13 protein-coding genes are annotated in these 16,531 nt (G+C 66.7%); 12 read left to right on the top strand and 1 reads right to left on the bottom strand.

Annotated features, from left to right (window positions below; all coding sequences use genetic code 11):
• The first annotated feature begins 13 nt into the window (after positions 1–13).
• The 10 genes from murD to lpxC all read left to right on the top strand — a co-directional run bounded on the left by murD (position 14) and on the right by lpxC (position 11,514).
• On the top strand, positions 14–1,522 hold the full coding sequence (murD, locus tag U5798_RS27115; RefSeq protein ID WP_322083774.1) for a UDP-N-acetylmuramoyl-L-alanine--D-glutamate ligase: 1,509 nt from the start codon (positions 14–16) through the stop codon (positions 1,520–1,522).
• A complete protein-coding gene (ftsW, locus tag U5798_RS27110; RefSeq protein ID WP_322083773.1) occupies positions 1,519–2,802 on the top strand; it encodes a putative lipid II flippase FtsW in 1,284 nt (427 codons plus the stop codon). Before murD ends, ftsW begins: the two co-directional genes overlap by 4 nt.
• Positions 2,799–3,902, top strand: coding sequence for an undecaprenyldiphospho-muramoylpentapeptide beta-N-acetylglucosaminyltransferase (gene murG / locus U5798_RS27105; protein WP_124455307.1), 1,104 nt, complete (start codon positions 2,799–2,801; stop codon positions 3,900–3,902). The genes ftsW and murG overlap by 4 nt, the downstream gene beginning before the upstream one ends.
• Entirely contained in the window at positions 3,899–5,296 is a 1,398-nt protein-coding gene (gene murC / locus U5798_RS27100; protein WP_322083772.1) for a UDP-N-acetylmuramate--L-alanine ligase, read from the top strand. Before murG ends, murC begins: the two co-directional genes overlap by 4 nt.
• An 84-nt stretch (positions 5,297–5,380) precedes the next feature.
• Positions 5,381–6,322 carry a D-alanine--D-alanine ligase gene (locus U5798_RS27095; RefSeq protein ID WP_124455309.1) on the top strand — a complete coding sequence of 314 codons (942 nt, stop codon included), beginning with the start codon at positions 5,381–5,383 and terminating at the stop codon, positions 6,320–6,322.
• Positions 6,323–6,341: 19 nt separating this feature from the next.
• A complete protein-coding gene (locus tag U5798_RS27090) occupies positions 6,342–7,094 on the top strand; it encodes a cell division protein FtsQ/DivIB (RefSeq protein WP_006477014.1) in 753 nt (250 codons plus the stop codon).
• A gap of 26 nt (positions 7,095–7,120) precedes the next feature.
• The gene (ftsA, locus tag U5798_RS27085; RefSeq protein WP_006487138.1) at positions 7,121–8,353 is read left to right on the top strand and encodes a cell division protein FtsA; all 1,233 of its coding nucleotides are present in this window, start codon (positions 7,121–7,123) and stop codon (positions 8,351–8,353) included.
• A 111-nt stretch (positions 8,354–8,464) separates the two neighbouring features.
• Positions 8,465–9,661, top strand: coding sequence for a cell division protein FtsZ (gene ftsZ / locus U5798_RS27080; protein WP_021159911.1), 1,197 nt, complete (start codon positions 8,465–8,467; stop codon positions 9,659–9,661).
• Between the two features lie 188 nt (positions 9,662–9,849).
• The gene (locus tag U5798_RS27075; protein WP_175876567.1) at positions 9,850–10,356 is read left to right on the top strand and encodes a peroxiredoxin; all 507 of its coding nucleotides are present in this window, start codon (positions 9,850–9,852) and stop codon (positions 10,354–10,356) included.
• Positions 10,357–10,596: 240 nt separating this feature from the next.
• Positions 10,597–11,514: a UDP-3-O-acyl-N-acetylglucosamine deacetylase gene (gene lpxC / locus U5798_RS27070; RefSeq protein ID WP_309290043.1), complete on the top strand. Its 918-nt coding sequence runs from the start codon at positions 10,597–10,599 to the stop codon at positions 11,512–11,514.
• An 81-nt stretch (positions 11,515–11,595) separates the two neighbouring features.
• Here lpxC and U5798_RS27065 read toward each other — a convergent pair whose 3' ends face one another.
• Positions 11,596–12,072 carry a DUF721 domain-containing protein gene (locus U5798_RS27065; protein WP_124455312.1) on the bottom strand — a complete coding sequence of 159 codons (477 nt, stop codon included), beginning with the start codon at positions 12,070–12,072 and terminating at the stop codon, positions 11,596–11,598.
• Positions 12,073–12,328: 256 nt separating this feature from the next.
• On the opposite strand from U5798_RS27065, the gene secA reads away from it, so the two are divergent.
• Both secA and argJ read left to right on the top strand, forming a co-directional pair.
• On the top strand, positions 12,329–15,130 hold the full coding sequence (secA, locus tag U5798_RS27060; protein WP_124455313.1) for a preprotein translocase subunit SecA: 2,802 nt from the start codon (positions 12,329–12,331) through the stop codon (positions 15,128–15,130).
• 143 nt (positions 15,131–15,273) lie between these two features.
• Positions 15,274–16,515, top strand: coding sequence for a bifunctional glutamate N-acetyltransferase/amino-acid acetyltransferase ArgJ (argJ, locus tag U5798_RS27055; RefSeq protein WP_124455314.1), 1,242 nt, complete (start codon positions 15,274–15,276; stop codon positions 16,513–16,515).
• Positions 16,516–16,531: the final 16 nt, after the last annotated feature.

Here is a 16,531-nt window from a genome sequence, read left to right as displayed (position 1 = left end):
GATGTCTGGCGAGATGTTTGGAGATCGGCAACGGCCGATGGTGCTCGTACTGGGGCTCGGTGAATCGGGTCTCGCGATCGCGCGATGGTGCGCGAGGCACGGGTGCCGGCTGCGTATTGCCGATACCCGCGAGGCGCCGCCGAACCTTGCCGCGCTGCAGGCCGAAGGCATCGATGCGGAATTCGTCGGCGGCGCGTTCACGCCCGCGCTGCTCGACGGCGGCATCGAGATCGTCGGGCTGAGCCCCGGGCTGTCGCCGCTGGAGCCGGCACTCGCGGCGCTGGTCACGGCCGCGAACGAGCGCGGTATCGCGGTGTGGGGCGAGCTGGAATTCTTCGCGCAGGCGCTGCGCGCGCTCGGCACGAGCGGCTACCAGCCGAAGGTGCTCGCGATCACCGGCACCAACGGCAAGACCACGACGACGAGCCTCACGGGCCTGCTGTGCCAGCGCGCGGGCCGGAAGGTCGCGGTCGCGGGCAACATCAGCCCGGCCATGCTCGACCGGCTCGCGAACGCGATCGACGAAACGGCGCTGCCCGACGTGTGGGTGCTCGAACTGTCGAGCTTCCAGCTCGAGACCGCACGCACGTTCGCGCCCGACGCGGCCGCGATCCTCAACATCACGCAGGACCACCTCGATTGGCACGGCAGCTTCGACGCGTATGCGCAGGCAAAGGGCCGGATCTTCGGCGCGACGACCACGCGCGTGCTGAACCGCGACGATGCGGCCGTGATGAAGTTCGCGCCGGCAGCCGGGGCGGCCGACGCGCCGCGCACGGTCACGTTCGGCCTGAACGAACCGGTGCAGGACGGCGACTACGGGCTGTCGCGCGACAACGGCATCGCGTGGTTGGTGGAAGCCGTCGATCGCGACGCGCCGGATGAAGTGACGACGACCCGCCGGCGCAAGCGCGATGCGCATACGCCCGACATCGCGCAGAAGCGCCTGATGCCGGCCGACGCGCTGCGGATTCGCGGCCTGCACAACGCGGCGAACGCGCTGGCCGCATTCGCGCTCGCACGCGCGATCGACCTGCCGGCAGCACCGCTGCTGCACGCGCTGCGCGAATACCGCGGCGAAGCGCATCGCGTCGAAGTGATCGCGACGATCGACGACGTCGACTACGTCGACGACAGCAAGGGCACCAACGTCGGTGCGACAGTGGCCGCGCTCGACGGGCTCGCCCAGAAGATCGTGCTGATCGCGGGCGGCGACGGCAAGGGCCAGGATTTCGCGCCGCTGGTCGCGCCGGTCGCACGCTGGTGCCGCGCGGTGATGTTGATCGGCCGCGACGCGCCGGCGATCCGCGATACGCTCGCCGAAACCGGCGTGCCGCTCGCCGACCACGCGACGCTCGAAGGTGCGGTGCACGCGGCGGCGGACCTCGCGGAGCCGGGCGATGCGGTGCTGCTGTCGCCCGCATGCGCGAGCCTCGACATGTTCAGGAACTACGCCCATCGCGCGGATGTGTTCCGCGCGGCGGTCGACGAAATCGCCCTCGACAAAGGAGCGACGCCATGAGCTGGTCCGATCGCCTCGTCTCCCGTTTCAACGACCGGCGCGACACCGGCGGCAATGCCGCGGGCGGTCGCGTCGCATCGGCCACGCGCGCCGCGACGGGCGGCCTCGCGAGCGTCGTCAACGGCGTGCGCCCGAGCCGTTCGCGGATGCTCGACTTCGACTACTCGCTGTTGTGGGTCGCGATCGCGCTGCTCGGGCTCGGCGTCGTGATGGTGTATTCGGCGTCGATCGCGATGCCCGATTCCCCGAAATACGCGTCGTATCACGATTACGCGTTCCTGATGCGTCACTGCATCTCGCTCACCGTCGCGTTCATCGGGGCGGTGATCGCGTTCCGCGTGCCGGTGTCGACGTGGGACAAGTACGCGCCGCATCTCTTCCTGATCGCGCTCGTCGGTCTCGTGATCGTGCTGATCCCGCACGTCGGCAAGGGCGTGAACGGTGCGCGCCGCTGGATTCCGCTCGGCATCACGAACATGCAGCCGTCGGAAATCATGAAGCTCGCGGTGACGATCTACGCAGCGAACTACACGGTGCGCAAGCAGGAATACATGCAGAGCTTCGCGAAGGGCTTCCTGCCGATGGCATTCGCGGTCGGCCTGGTCGGTGCGCTGCTGCTGCTCGAACCGGACATGGGTGCGTTCATGGTGGTCGCCGCGATCGCGATGGGCGTGCTGTTCCTCGGCGGCGTGAACGGCAAGCTGTTCGGCGGCCTCGTCGCGACGGCGGTCGGCACGTTCACGATGCTCGTGTGGCTGTCGCCGTGGCGTCGTGAGCGGATCTTCGCGTACCTGGATCCGTGGGACGAGCGCTACGCGCAGGGCAAGGCCTACCAGCTCACGCACTCGCTGATCGCATTCGGTCGCGGCGAGTGGTTCGGCGTCGGCCTCGGCGGCAGTGTCGAGAAGCTGAACTACCTGCCCGAAGCGCATACCGACTTCATCCTCGCGGTGATCGGCGAGGAACTCGGCTTCGTCGGCGTGCTGGTCGTGATCCTGCTGTTCTACTGGATCGTGCGCCGCGCGTTCGAGATCGGCCGTCAGGCGCTCGCGCTCGACCGCACGTTCGCGGGCCTGATGGCGAAGGGCATCGGCATCTGGTTCGGCGCGCAGACGTTCATCAACATGGGCGTGAACCTCGGGCTGCTGCCGACCAAGGGCCTGACGCTGCCGCTCGTGAGCTACGGCGGCTCGGGAATTTTGCTGAACTGCGTGGCGCTCGCGGTGCTGCTGCGGGTGGACTATGAGAACCGGGTGCTGATGCGCGGAGGGAAGGTATGACCGCGTCGCAACGCACGCTGATGGTGATGGCAGGCGGCACCGGGGGCCACGTGTTCCCGGGGCTCGCGGTCGCGCACCGGATGGAAGCGGCGGGCTGGCGCGTCGTATGGCTCGGCAATCCGGCCGGGATGGAAGCGACGCTCGTGCCGAAGCACGGCATTCCGATGGAATACGTCCGGTTCGGCGGGCTGCGCGGCAAGGGCCTGAAGACCAAGCTGACGCTGCCGGTCAACCTGCTGCGCGCCTGCTGGCAGAGCCTCGGCGCGCTGCGCCGCGTGCGGCCGGACGTCGTGCTCGGGATGGGCGGCTACATCACGTTCCCGGCGGGCGTGATGACCGCGCTGTCGGGGCGCCCGCTCGTGCTGCATGAACAGAATTCGATCGCGGGGCTGACGAACAAGGTGCTCGCGAAACTCGCGAAGCGCGTGCTCGTCGCGTTCCCCGGCGCGCTGCCGCACGCGGAATGGACGGGTAACCCGATTCGCGCGGAACTTGCGCGCACGGAACCGCCCAAAGCACGCTATGCGTCGCGCAGCGGCCCGCTGAACGTGCTGGTCGTCGGCGGCAGCCTCGGTGCGGCCGCGCTGAACGAAGTCGTGCCGCGCGCGCTGGCGCTGCTGACGCCGGGCGAGCGCCCGCGCGTCGTGCACCAGGCCGGCGTGAAGCACATCGAGGCATTGAAGACGAATTACGAAGCGGCCGGTTTCGCGGCCGGCGAAGACGTGCGGCTCGTGCCGTTCATCGACGACATGGCGGCCGCGTATGCGGCGGCGGATCTGGTGATCTGCCGGTCGGGCGCGATGACGGTGTCGGAGATCGCGGCGGTGGGCGTGGCGGCGCTGTTCGTGCCGTTCCCGTACGCGGTCGACGATCACCAGACGACCAATGCCGCGTTCCTCGCCGATGCGGGCGCGGCCGTGCTGGTGCAACAACGCGACCTGTCGGCGGAACTGCTTGCCGACTGGCTGCGCGGCCAGTCTCGGGCGTCGCTCGCGGACATGGCGGAACGTTCGCGCTCGCTGGCGAAGCCCGAGGCCACCGACGAAGTCGCGCGCGTGTGCGCGAAGGCGGCCGGCGCGAACCTGGAAACACTGCAATGAAACACATCGTCAAACACATTCATTTCGTCGGGATCGGCGGCGCGGGCATGAGCGGCATCGCCGAAGTGCTCGTCAACCTCGGCTACGAGGTCAGCGGCTCGGACCTGTCGCGCAATGCGGTGACCGATCGCCTCCAGGCGCTCGGTGCACGGATCGCGATCGGCCACGACGCGGCGAATATCGAAGGCGCGAACGCGGTCGTCGTGTCGACGGCCGTGCGCTCGGACAACCCGGAAGTGCTCGCCGCGCGCCACCAGGGCGTGCCGATCGTGCAGCGCGCGGTGATGCTCGCGGAACTGATGCGCCTGAAGCAGGGGATCGCGATCGCCGGCACGCACGGCAAGACCACGACGACGAGCCTCGTCGCGAGCGTGCTCGCGGCGGGCGGCCTCGATCCGACCTTCGTGATCGGCGGCCGGCTGATCAGCGCCGGCGCGAATGCGCGGCTCGGCACGGGCGACTTCATCGTCGCCGAAGCCGACGAGTCGGATGCGTCGTTCCTGAACCTGTATCCGGTGATCGAAGTCATCACGAACATCGACGCCGACCACATGGATACCTACGGCCACGATTTCGCGCGGCTCAAGCAGGCGTTCATCGAATTCACGCAGCGCCTGCCGTTCTACGGCAGCGCGGTCGTGTGCGTCGACGATCCGAACGTGCGCCAGATCATCCCGTTCATCTCGAAGCCGGTCGTGCGCTACGGCCTGTCGCCGGACTCGCAGGTGCGCGCGGAAGACATCGACGCGCGCGACGGCCGGATGCACTTCACGGTGATTCGCGAAGGGCGCGCGCCGCTCGCGGTCGTGCTGAACATGCCGGGCCTGCACAACGTGCAGAACGCGCTTGCGGCGATCGCGATCGCAACCGATCTCGGTGTGTCGGACGACGCGATCCAGCTGGCCCTGGCGGAATTCAACGGCGTCGGCCGGCGCTTCCAGCGTTACGGCGAGGTGCCGACCGCGGACGGCGGCCAGTACACGCTGATCGACGACTACGGCCATCACCCGGTCGAGATGGCCGCGACGATCGCGGCCGCACGCGGCGCGTTCCCGGGCCGCCGCCTCGTGCTGGCGTTCCAGCCGCACCGCTACACGCGCACGCGCGATTGCTTCGACGATTTCGTCAACGTGCTGTCGACGGTCGATGCGCTGGTGCTGACGGAAGTCTACGCGGCCGGCGAAGCGGCGATTCCGACGGCCAGCGGCGACGCGCTGTCGCGTGCGCTACGCGCGGTGGGCAAGGTCGACCCGGTGTTCGTCGCGACGGTCGACGACGTGCCGGACGCATTGGCGAAGGTCGCGCAGAACGGCGACGTGGTGATCACGATGGGTGCGGGTTCGATCGGCGGCGTGCCGGCGAAGCTCGTGCAACACACACAACAGAAGGCATGACATGAAACGACCCCCACGCTCACTTCGTTCGCTGCCCCCCGCGGGGGCGGTCAGCCTCCTTGGGGCGGCCCGGCGGAGGCTGACATGAGCGGAATCGATCCGAAACGTTTCGGCAAGGTGGCGGTGTTGTTCGGCGGCGAATCCGCCGAGCGCGAGGTGTCGCTGACCTCGGGCCGCCTCGTGCTGCAGGGCCTGCGTGACGCGGGCGTCGATGCGCATCCGTTCGACCCGGCCGAGCGGCCGCTGTCGGCGCTGAAGGACGAAGGTTTCGTGCGCGCGTTCAACGCGCTGCACGGCGGCTACGGCGAGAACGGCCAGATCCAGGGCGCGCTCGATTTCTACGGCATCCGCTACACGGGCAGCGGCGTGCTCGGTTCGGCGCTCGGCCTCGACAAGTTCCGCACGAAGCTCGTGTGGCAGCAGACGGGCGTGCCGACGCCGCCGTTCGAGACGGTGATGCGCGGCGACGACCTGGCCGCGCGCGCGACCGACATCGTCGCGAAGCTCGGCCTGCCGCTGTTCGTGAAGCCGGCGAGCGAAGGCTCGAGCGTCGCGGTGCTGAAGGTGAAGACGGCCGACGCGCTGCCGGCTGCGCTCGCGGAAGCCGCGACGCACGACAAGATCGTGATCGTCGAGAAGAGCATCGAAGGCGGCGGCGAATACACCGCGTGCATCGCCGGCGATCTCGACCTGCCGCTGATCAAGATCGTGCCGGCGGGCGAGTTCTACGACTACCACGCGAAGTACGTCGCCGACGATACGCAGTACCTGATCCCGTGCGGCCTGCCGGCCGAACAGGAAGCGGAACTGAAGCGCATCGCGCGCCGCGCGTTCGACGTGCTCGGCTGCACCGACTGGGGCCGGGCGGATTTCATGCTCGACGCGGCCGGCAATGCGTATTTCCTGGAAGTGAACACGGCCCCCGGGATGACCGACCACTCGCTGCCGCCGAAGGCCGCGCGCGCGGTCGGCATCGGCTATTCGGAGCTGGTCGTGAAGGTGCTGTCGCTCACGCTCAACGACTGACGCAGGAACGGAACGACGTATGTGGAACAACGTTCGCCAACTCAACCTTGCCGCCAGCGCGCTGTATGCGCTGCTGCTGCTCGTGTTGGCGGCGGCCGGCTGCTACTGGCTGATCCAGCGCCCGACTTTCGCGCTGCGGGAAATCCGGATCGACGGCGATACCGAGCACATCAACTCGCCGACGGTGCGCGCGGGCGTGGTCGGCCGGCTGAAGGGCAATTTCTTCACGGTCGATCTCGATACGGCGCGCGCCGCGTTCGAGCAGATGCCGTGGGTGCGTCATGCGAGCGTGCGCCGGGTGTGGCCGAATGCGCTGGCTGTCACGCTGGAGGAGTACAAACCGCTCGGGACCTGGGGCAGCGATCAGCTGGTGAGCGTCGACGGCGAGCTGTTCACCGCGAACCAGGGCGAGCTGGAGCAGGAGCTGCCGGCGTTCGACGGCCCGGAAGGCAGTGCGAAGGAAGTCGTCACGCGGTATCGCGACTTCGGGAAATGGTTTGCGCCGCTGAAGGCGGCGCCGGAAGAAGTGACGCTGTCGGCGCGGTACGCGTGGACGGTGAAGCTGTCGAACGGCATGCAGGTCGAGCTGGGCAAGGAACGCAACAGCGACACGCTGCATGACCGGAGCCAGCGCCTGGTTGCCGCCTGGCCGGCCGTCACGGAGCGTTGGGGCAACGACATCGAGTACGCGGACCTGCGTTATCCGAACGGATTCGCGATTCGCGCGGCAGGCATGCGGTTCCTGACCGATACCGACAAGCGCAAGAAGTAACGAGAGATCACACGCAAGAGCACTTTATGAGCAAAGACTACAAGGATCTGCTGGTTTCCCTCGACATCGGCACGTCGAAGGTGGTGGCCATCGTCGCCGAGCTGAAGGGCGAGGGTCACTACGAGGTGATCGGTCTCGGCCAGAGCGAGTCGAAGGGTCTGAAGAAAGGTGTGGTGGTCAACATCGAGGCCACCGTGCAGTCGATCCAGCGCGCGCTCGAGGAAGCCGAGCTGATGGCCGACTGCAAGATCACCAACGTGTTCACGGGGATCGCGGGCAGCCACATCCGCAGCTTCAACTCGAGCGGGATGGTCGCGATCAAGGACAAGGAAGTCACGCAGACGGACGTCGCGCGCGTGATCGAGACCGCGAAGGCGATCAACATCCCGACCGACCAGCAGGTGCTGCACATCCTCACGCAGGAATTCATCATCGACGGCCAGGAAGACGTGCGCGAGCCGATCGGGATGAGCGGGATCCGCCTCGAAGTGAAGGTGCACATCGTGACGGGCGCGGTGAGCGCCGCGCAGAACATCGTCAAGTGCGTGCGCCGCTGCGGGCTGGAAGTGAACGACCTGATCCTGCAGCCGCTCGCGTCGTCGCTGGCGGTGCTGACCGAAGACGAGAAGGATCTCGGCGTGGTGCTGGTCGACATCGGCGGCGGCACGACGGACATCGCGATCTTCGCCGAAGGCGCGATCCGCCACACCGCGGTGATCCCGATCGCCGGCGACCAGATCACGAGCGACATCGCGATGGCGCTGCGCACGCCGACGCCGGATGCGGAAGACATCAAGGTCGGCTACGGGATCGCGAAGCAGGCGCTCGCCGATCCGGACGAAATGGTCGAAGTGCCGGGCCTCGGCGAACGCGGCCCGCGCACGCTGTCGCGCCAGGCGCTCGCGGCCGTGATCGAGCCGCGCGTCGAGGAACTGTTCTCGCTCGTGCAGCAGGTCGTGCGCGAGTCGGGTTACGAAGAACTCCTGAGCTCCGGCGTGGTCATTACCGGCGGCGCGTCGATGATGCCCGGCATGGTCGAGCTCGGCGAAGACATTTTCCTGAAACCGGTGCGCATCGGCGCGCCGGAATATGCAGGCGGCCTCTCCGACGTCGTGCGCAATCCGCGCTACTCGACGGCGATGGGGCTGCTCGTCGAAGGCAGTGCCCAGCGCATGCGCGGCCGCAAGGTCGCCGTGCAGTCCGGCAACGCGGGGCAGGTGTTCTCGCGGATGAAGGAATGGTTCCTGAGCAACTTCTGACGAATCGAATCGAAATTCGCGCTGGTGCCGGCGGCTGGCGCGCGACAGGGGGTTGCCCGATCTCCTGCCGAATAACGGCCGAGTAGCAGTTATTCTCTTGACGGAGGCAACATGGAATTCGAAATGCTGGAAACCGAAACCAACGGCACCATCATCAAGGTGGTCGGCGTTGGCGGCGCTGGCGGCAATGCCGTTCAGCACATGATCAACCGCGGCGTGCAGGGCGTCGACTTCATCGTGATGAACACGGACGCTCAAGCGCTGTCGCGTTCGCGTGCATCGTCGGTGATCCAGCTTGGCAACACGGGCCTCGGCGCCGGTGCGAAGCCGGAAATGGGGCGTGCGGCAGCGGAAGAAGCGCGTGAGCGCATCGCCGACGCACTGCGCGGCGCGCACATGGTGTTCATCACCGCCGGCATGGGCGGCGGCACGGGCACGGGCGCGGCACCGGTGGTCGCGCAGATCGCGAAGGAGATGGGCATCCTGACGGTGGGTGTCGTCAGCAAGCCGTTCGAGTTCGAAGGCGGCAAGCGCATGCGCGTCGCTGAAGCAGGCTCGCAGCAACTGGAGGATCACGTCGACTCGCTGATCGTCGTTCTGAACGACAAGCTGTTCGACGTGATGGGCGACGACGCCGAGATGGACAAGTGCTTCCAGTGCGCGGACGACGTGTTGAACAACGCGGTGGCAGGCATCGCGGAAATCATCAACGTCGACGGCCTCGTGAACGTCGACTTCGAAGACGTGAAGACGGTGATGGGCGAGCAGGGCAAGGCGATGATGGGCACGGCGACGGTTGCCGGCGTCGATCGCGCACGCCTCGCGGCGGAACAGGCCGTGGCGAGCCCGCTGCTCGAAGGCGTCGATCTGTCGGGCGCGCGCGGCGTGCTGGTCAACATCACGTCGAGCCGTTCGCTGCGCCTGTCGGAAACGCGCGAAGTGATGAACACGATCAAGAGCTACGCGGCGGAAGACGCGACGGTGATCTTCGGTGCGGTGTACGACGACGCAATGGGCGATGCGCTGCGCGTGACGGTCGTGGCAACGGGTCTGGGCCGTGCGGCGAAGAAGCAGCAGTCGGCACCGATGACGCTGCTGCGCACGGGTACGGACAACCAGCCGGTCAGCGCGGTGTCGCACGGCTATGCACCGGCTCATCACGTCAGCACGGCGGACTACGGCGCGCTCGATACGCCGGCAGTGTGGCGCAATTCGCGCGAAACCGCGGCATCGCACGTGCAGGCGCTGCAGGAGAAGGGTGTCGACACGTACGACATCCCGGCTTTCCTGCGCAAGCAGGCTGACTGACGCAAACACAGGCGAAGCCGCGGCGAAACTGCCGCGGTATCGCCGGCGTGACGGATGCTACGGACCACGACAGGCCGCGTCGGCTGCGACGCCGGGCCGGGAAACGTGCCCTCTTCGCTCAGGCGGGGCGGGATGGGCCGTGCTGTCCGCAACACGCTGAAAAACCGTATCGCTATGAGGGACCAGCCATGATTCAAGTGGGCGACGCGCTGCCCGACGCGCAATTGTTCGAGTTCATCGACGACGCGCGCGAAGGGTGCACGCTGGGGCCGAACGCCTTCAGCGTGCGCGACCAGGTTGCGGGAAAGCGGGTGGTGATCTTCGGATTGCCGGGCGCGTTCACGCCGACCTGCTCGGCGCAGCATGTACCGGGCTATGTCGAACACGCCGAGCAACTGCGCGCGGCGGGTATCGACGAGATCTGGTGCGTGTCCGTCAACGACGCATTCGTGATGGGCGCATGGGGACGTGATCTGCACACCGCGGGCAAGGTGCGCATGATGGCGGACGGCAGCGCGGCTTTCACTCATGCGCTGGGGCTGACACAGGATTTGTCCGCGCGTGGCATGGGAATTCGTTCCCTGCGCTACGCGATGGTGATTGACGGCGGTGTGGTCAAGACGCTGGCCGTCGAGGCGCCAGGCAAATTCGAAGTGAGCGATGCGGCGAGTGTTCTCGCGACGTTGACGTCCTGATCGTGCGGTGCGCCGTTGCCTGCCGGCAACGCTGCTCACCGGCCTCAGGGCAGTTGTAACACGGGCTGATGACCGGAAACGCCTCCGTTCCGGACATCGGCCCGTCCCGTATCGGCGCGGGTAAACTGTCGAAACAGATTGATACGCAGTTTCAAACAGCGTTGAATAGGGAATTACGCTATAATCCCGCCTATCGAATATAACTCCTGATTGATGTTTTCAATCAAGACGAAGAACACCATGTTGAAGCAGCGCACCATCAAGTCCATCGTCAAGACCGTGGGTATCGGTGTCCACTCGGGTCACAAGATCGAGTTGACGCTCCGTCCCGCCGCACCTGGCACGGGCATCGTCTTTTCACGTGTCGACCTGCCCACGCCGGTCGACATTCCCGCATCGGCGATGTCGATCGGCGATACGCGGCTCGCGTCGGTGCTGCAGAAGGATGGCGTGCGCGTGTCGACCGTCGAGCACCTGATGTCCGCGTGCGCGGGCCTCGGCATCGACAACCTGTACGTCGACGTGACGGCCGAGGAAATCCCGATCATGGACGGCAGCGCGGCCACGTTCGTGTTCCTGATCCAGTCCGCCGGCATCGAGGAGCAGAACGCGCCGAAGCGCTTCATCAAGGTGAAGAAGCCGGTCGAAATCCGTGACGGCGACAAGTTCGCGCGTCTCGATCCGTATTTCGGCTTCAAGCTGAAGTTCTCGATCGATTTCCGCCACCCGGCCGTCGACAAGACGGGCCAGGAGCTCGAAGTCGATTTCGCGACCACGTCGTACGTGCGCGAGATCGCGCGTGCGCGTACGTTCGGCTTCGCGCACGAAGCCGAGATGCTGCGCGAGATCGGCCTGGCGCGCGGCGGCAGCATGGACAACGCGATCGTGCTCGACGAGTACCGCATCCTGAACAACGACGGGCTGCGCTACGACGACGAATTCGTGAAGCACAAGATGCTCGACGCGATCGGCGACCTGTACGTGATCGGTCATCCGCTGCTGGCGTCGTACACCGCGTACAAGTCGGGCCACGGCCTGAACAACGCGTTGCTGCGCGAGCTGCTCGCGCACGAAGACGCGTACGAGATCGTGACGTTCGACGATCCGCAGGCTGCGCCGAAGGGCTTCGCGTTCGACGCGCAGACCGCCTTCGCGTGACCGGCGTTCAGCGCAAGCGATGAAGAAAGCGACCCTCGGGTCGCTTTTTTGTTGGCTGGCCGCCGCCTGCGGCCGGTGTCGTCAACGCGGCTTCGCGCCGTGCCGGGCGGCCATGCGCGCAAGCGCGTCCTGCAGCGGCGACGGTTCGAGGTGATCGGCGAGATCGCGCAACGCGGCGGCTCCGACCGAGGTCATCCGCGCCTGCTTCACGTGCGGCGGCTCCGGCGCGTCCTTCGGCCGCACGCGTACGCGCAGCGTCGCGACGGCCCAGCCGCGCTTCTGGAGATCGCCGAGCAGCCGCGGCTCGACCTGCCGCAACCGGGCAGCCAGTGCATTGTGCGCGGCAAAGAGGGTCAGGGTCCCATCCTTGATGAAGCCCGGTTCGACATGATTCGCGAGGTATTCGGGCAGGAGCGCGGCGAGGTCGCGCTGCAGCGACGCGATCTGCTCGACGCCGGCGCGCAACGCCGTGAACGCGTCGGTGCGGCCGAGCACTTCCGACACGGGTTGCGGGCGATAGGCGGCGAGCGGGCCGAAACGCTTGGAAAATCGGTTCATCGAGGCTTTCTTCGGGCGCGCACGCGCGCGGAGGTTGCTGCCGATTGTACCCGCGCCGGCCCGTGCCCGGGCGGCTTTCGCCCCGCCGGCCCAGCCCTCGCCGTGCAGCGCCGGTCCCGCCGAGACACGGGCGCATGCTTCCCCGCGTGCTAAAATTCACCGTTTGAGTCCACTAATTCGCTAAGCCGCCGAGGCTCGGGCGCCGGGGCGCGCAACACGCGCCGGGCGCCGGTGCTGCGACGCAGGATCCGATCCGATGACAACCGGTTTTCTCCAGAAAATTTTTGGCAGCCGCAACCAGCGGCTCGTCAAGCAATACCAAAAGACCGTCACGACGATCAATGCGCTCGAAACGCAGATCGAGAAGCTGACGGACGACCAGTTGCGCGGCAAGACGGACGAATTCCGCCAGCGGGTCGCGGCCGGCGAGTCGCTCGACAAGCTGTTGCCCGAGGCGTTCGCGGTCTGTCGCGAGGCCAGCCGTCGCGTGCTGAAGATGCGGCACTTCGACGTGCAGATGATCGGCGGCATGGTGCTCCACTACGGCAAGATCGCGGAAATGCGCACCGGCGAGGGCAAGACGCTCGTCGCGACGCTGCCCGTGTACCTGAATGCGCTGGCCGGCCGCGGCGTGCACGTCGTGACCGTCAACGACTACCTCGCGCAGCGTGACGCCGAATGGATGGCGCGCCTCTACAACTTCCTGGGTCTGTCGGTCGGCATCAACCTGTCCGGCATGGAGCATGACCAGAAGCAGCAGGCCTACGCGGCGGACATCACGTACGGCACGAACAACGAGTTCGGCTTCGACTACCTGCGCGACAACATGGTCTACGAGACCGACGCGCGCGTGCAGCGGGCACTGAATTTTGCAGTCGTCGACGAAGTGGACTCGATCCTGATCGACGAGGCGCGTACGCCGCTGATCATTTCGGGCCAGGCCGAGGATCACACCGAACTGTACGTGCGGATGAACGCACTGCCGCCGCTGCTCGAGCGCCAGATCGGCGAAGAGAAGGCCGACGGCACGGGTGTCGAGAAGCCGGGCGACTACACGCTCGACGAGAAGGCACGCCAGGTGTTCCTGACGGAATCGGGCCACGAGAAGGCCGAGCGCCTGCTCGCCGAATGGGGCCTGATCGGCGAGGGCGAGAGCCTGTACGCGCCGCAGAACATCACGCTGATGCACCACGTGTACGCGGCGCTGCGCGCACACACGCTGTTCCACAAGGATCAGCACTACGTCGTGCAGAACGGCGAAGTGGTCATCGTCGACGAATTCACGGGCCGCCTGATGGCCGGCCGCCGCTGGTCCGACGGCCTGCACCAGGCCGTCGAGGCGAAGGAACACGTGAAGATCCAGAGCGAGAACCAGACGCTCGCGTCGATCACGTTCCAGAACTACTTCCGGATGTACGCAAAGCTGGCCGGCATGACCGGTACCGCGGACACCGAGGCATACGAATTCAACGAGATCTACGGTCTCGAGACGGTCGTGATCCCGACCAACCGTCCGCCGAAGCGGATCGACAAGCAGGACCAGATCTACAAGACGGCCAAGGAGCGCTATGACGCGGTGATCCGCGACATCCGCGACTGCTACGAACGCGGCCAGCCGGTGCTGGTCGGCACGACGTCGATCGAGAACTCCGAGCTGCTGTCGCACCTGCTGAAGCAAGCAGGGCTGCCGCACGAAGTGCTGAACGCGAAGCAGCACGAGCGCGAAGCGGCGATCGTCGCGGAAGCCGGCCGTCCGAAACGCGTGACGATCGCGACCAACATGGCCGGTCGCGGTACCGACATCGTGCTCGGCGGCAACGCCGAGAAGCAGGCTGCGTTCATCGAGGCCGACGAGGCGATCCCGGCCGACGAAAAGGCGCGCCGCATCCAGCAGCTGCACGACGAGTGGGAAACGCTGCACGAGCAGGTGAAGGCCGCCGGCGGCCTGCACATCATCGGCACCGAGCGCCATGAATCGCGCCGGATCGACAACCAGCTGCGCGGCCGTGCGGGCCGCCAGGGCGATCCGGGCTCGTCGCGCTTCTACCTGTCGCTCGACGATCCGCTGCTGCGCATCTTCGCGGGCGACCGCGTGCGCTCGATCATGGATCGCCTGAAGATGCCGGAAGGCGAGGCGATCGAGGCCGGCATCGTCACGCGGTCGATCGAATCGGCGCAGCGCAAGGTCGAAGCGCGCAACTTCGACATCCGCAAGCAGCTGCTCGAATACGACGACGTGTCGAACGACCAGCGCAAGGTGATCTACCAGCAGCGCAACGAGCTGCTCGAAGCGCACGACATCACCGAGACGATCACGGCAATGCGTCACGGCGTGATCACCGAAGTCGTCCGCCAGTTCGTGCCGGAAGGCAGCATCGAAGAGCAGTGGGACGTGCCCGAGCTCGAAGAAGCGCTGCGCAACGACTGGCAGCTCGACCTCGCGATCCAGGAAATGGTGAACGAGTCGTCGTCGATCACGGCCGAGGAAATTCTCGATGCCGTGATGACGGCCGCCGACGAGCAGTACGAGAGCAAGGTCGCGATGGTCGGCCGCGAATCGTTCAGCGCGTTCGAGCGCTCGGTGATGCTGCAGACGGTCGACCGCCTGTGGCGCGAACACCTCGCGGCACTCGACCACCTGCGCCAGGGCATCCACCTGCGCGGTTATGCGCAGAAGAATCCGAAGCAGGAATACAAGCGCGAGGCGTTCGAACTGTTCGCCGCGATGCTCGAGGCGATCAAGCAGGAAGTCACGCGCGTCGTGATGAACGTGCAGATCCAGTCGCCGGAGCAGCTCGAGGAAGCCGCCGAGCAGATCGAGGAGCGCGGCGCCGGTCATCTCGAAAACGTCGAGTACCAGCATGCCGACTACGCGGAATCCGGTGCGCCGGTGGCGAACGTCGCGGCTGCCGCGGCGGCCACGGCAACGGCCGACATGGTCGGCAGCGCGATGACGCACAGCGGCCCCGGCGGCGAAATGCCGAAGGTCGGCCGCAACGACCCGTGCCCGTGCGGCAGCGGCAAGAAGTACAAGCAGTGTCACGGGAAGCTGTCATGATCGACGGCGGCGCGCGTCACGCGTGCCGCTTCGCTGCAGCTTCGAGTGACTGACGTGAGTTGCGGCGGCCCGCGCGTGCGGCCGCCGGTTCTTCCAATCGATGCCGGCACATGCCGGCATTTTCCATCCGGCAGGTGTGCCCCATGGCTGTCAATTTTCCGTCGATCGATCCCGCCCAACTGCATCCCGTCGCCGGCGTCACGCTCGGCTGGGCGGAAGCGAATATCCGCAAGCCGAATCGCAAGGACGTGCTGGTCATCTCCGTCGACGAAGGCGCGACGGTCGCGGGCGTGTTCACCGAAAACCGTTTCTGCGCCGCGCCTGTCACGGTTTGCCGCGAGCATCTGGCGAAGGTGCGCGCGGGCGGCGCGGGCATCCGCGCGCTCGTCGTGAATACGGGCAATGCGAACGCGGGCACCGGCGAGCCGGGCCTCGTGAACGCCCGTGAAACCTGCACGGGGCTTGCCCGCCTCGCAGGCATCGAGCCGGCGCAGGTGCTGCCGTTCTCGACCGGCGTGATCCTCGAGCCGCTGCCGATCGACCGCCTGAAGGCCGGCCTGCCTGCCGCGCTCGCGAACCGCAAGGCCGCGAACTGGTTCGATGCCGCGCAGGCGATCATGACGACCGACACGCTGCCGAAGGCCACGTCGCGTCAGGTGACGATCGACGGCCACACGGTCACGCTCACGGGCATCAGCAAGGGCGCGGGCATGATCAAGCCGAACATGGCGACGATGCTCGGCTTCCTCGCATTCGACGCGAACGTCGCGCAGCCGGTGCTCGACACGCTCGTGAAGGAAGTGGCCGACCGCTCGTTCAACTGCATCACGATCGACGGCGATACGTCGACGAACGACTCGTTCATCCTGATCGCATCGGGCAAGAGCTCGCTACCGGCCGTCACGTCGACCGATTCGCCGGCCTATGCGGCACTGCGCGACGCGGTGACCGAAGTCGCACAGGTGCTGTCGCAGCTGATCGTGCGCGACGGCGAAGGCGCGACGAAATTCATGACGGTGCAGGTCGAAGGCGGCAAGAGCGTTGCCGAATGCCGCCAGATCGCCTATGCGATCGGCCATTCGCCGCTCGTGAAGACGGCTTTCTACGCATCCGACCCCAACCTCGGCCGGATTCTCGCGGCGATCGGCTATGCGGGCGTCGCGGATCTCGACGTCGGCAAGATCGACCTCTATCTCGACGACGTGCTCGTCGCGAAGGCGGGCGGCCGTAACCCGGCCTACCAGGAAGAGGACGGCCAGCGCGTGATGAAGCAGAGCGAGATCACGATCCGCGTGCTGCTCGGCCGCGGCGACGCGCAGGCCACCATCTGGACGTGCGACCTGTCGCACGATTACGTGAGCATCAACGCGGACTACCGCTCCTGATCGGGAGCGTTCGAAC

This window comes from Burkholderia sp. BCC1972, assembly GCF_905339605.1.
Lineage (GTDB): Bacteria > Pseudomonadota > Gammaproteobacteria > Burkholderiales > Burkholderiaceae > Burkholderia.
This window is presented reverse-complemented; position numbering and strand designations above follow the sequence as displayed.

Coding starts and splice junctions, on each gene's coding strand:
- murG (WP_124455307.1), top strand. CDS start 2,799: ATGACCGCGTCGCAACGCACGCTGATGGTGATGGCAGGCGGCACCGGG.
- murC (WP_322083772.1), top strand. CDS start 3,899: ATGAAACACATCGTCAAACACATTCATTTCGTCGGGATCGGCGGCGCG.
- ftsA (WP_006487138.1), top strand. CDS start 7,121: ATGAGCAAAGACTACAAGGATCTGCTGGTTTCCCTCGACATCGGCACG.
- murD (WP_322083774.1), top strand. CDS start 14: ATGTTTGGAGATCGGCAACGGCCGATGGTGCTCGTACTGGGGCTCGGT.
- ftsW (WP_322083773.1), top strand. CDS start 1,519: ATGAGCTGGTCCGATCGCCTCGTCTCCCGTTTCAACGACCGGCGCGAC.
- U5798_RS27095 (WP_124455309.1), top strand. CDS start 5,381: ATGAGCGGAATCGATCCGAAACGTTTCGGCAAGGTGGCGGTGTTGTTC.
- ftsZ (WP_021159911.1), top strand. CDS start 8,465: ATGGAATTCGAAATGCTGGAAACCGAAACCAACGGCACCATCATCAAG.
- U5798_RS27090 (WP_006477014.1), top strand. CDS start 6,342: ATGTGGAACAACGTTCGCCAACTCAACCTTGCCGCCAGCGCGCTGTAT.
- U5798_RS27075 (WP_175876567.1), top strand. CDS start 9,850: ATGATTCAAGTGGGCGACGCGCTGCCCGACGCGCAATTGTTCGAGTTC.
- lpxC (WP_309290043.1), top strand. CDS start 10,597: ATGTTGAAGCAGCGCACCATCAAGTCCATCGTCAAGACCGTGGGTATC.
- U5798_RS27065 (WP_124455312.1), bottom strand. CDS start 12,072: ATGAACCGATTTTCCAAGCGTTTCGGCCCGCTCGCCGCCTATCGCCCG.
- argJ (WP_124455314.1), top strand. CDS start 15,274: ATGGCTGTCAATTTTCCGTCGATCGATCCCGCCCAACTGCATCCCGTC.
- secA (WP_124455313.1), top strand. CDS start 12,329: ATGACAACCGGTTTTCTCCAGAAAATTTTTGGCAGCCGCAACCAGCGG.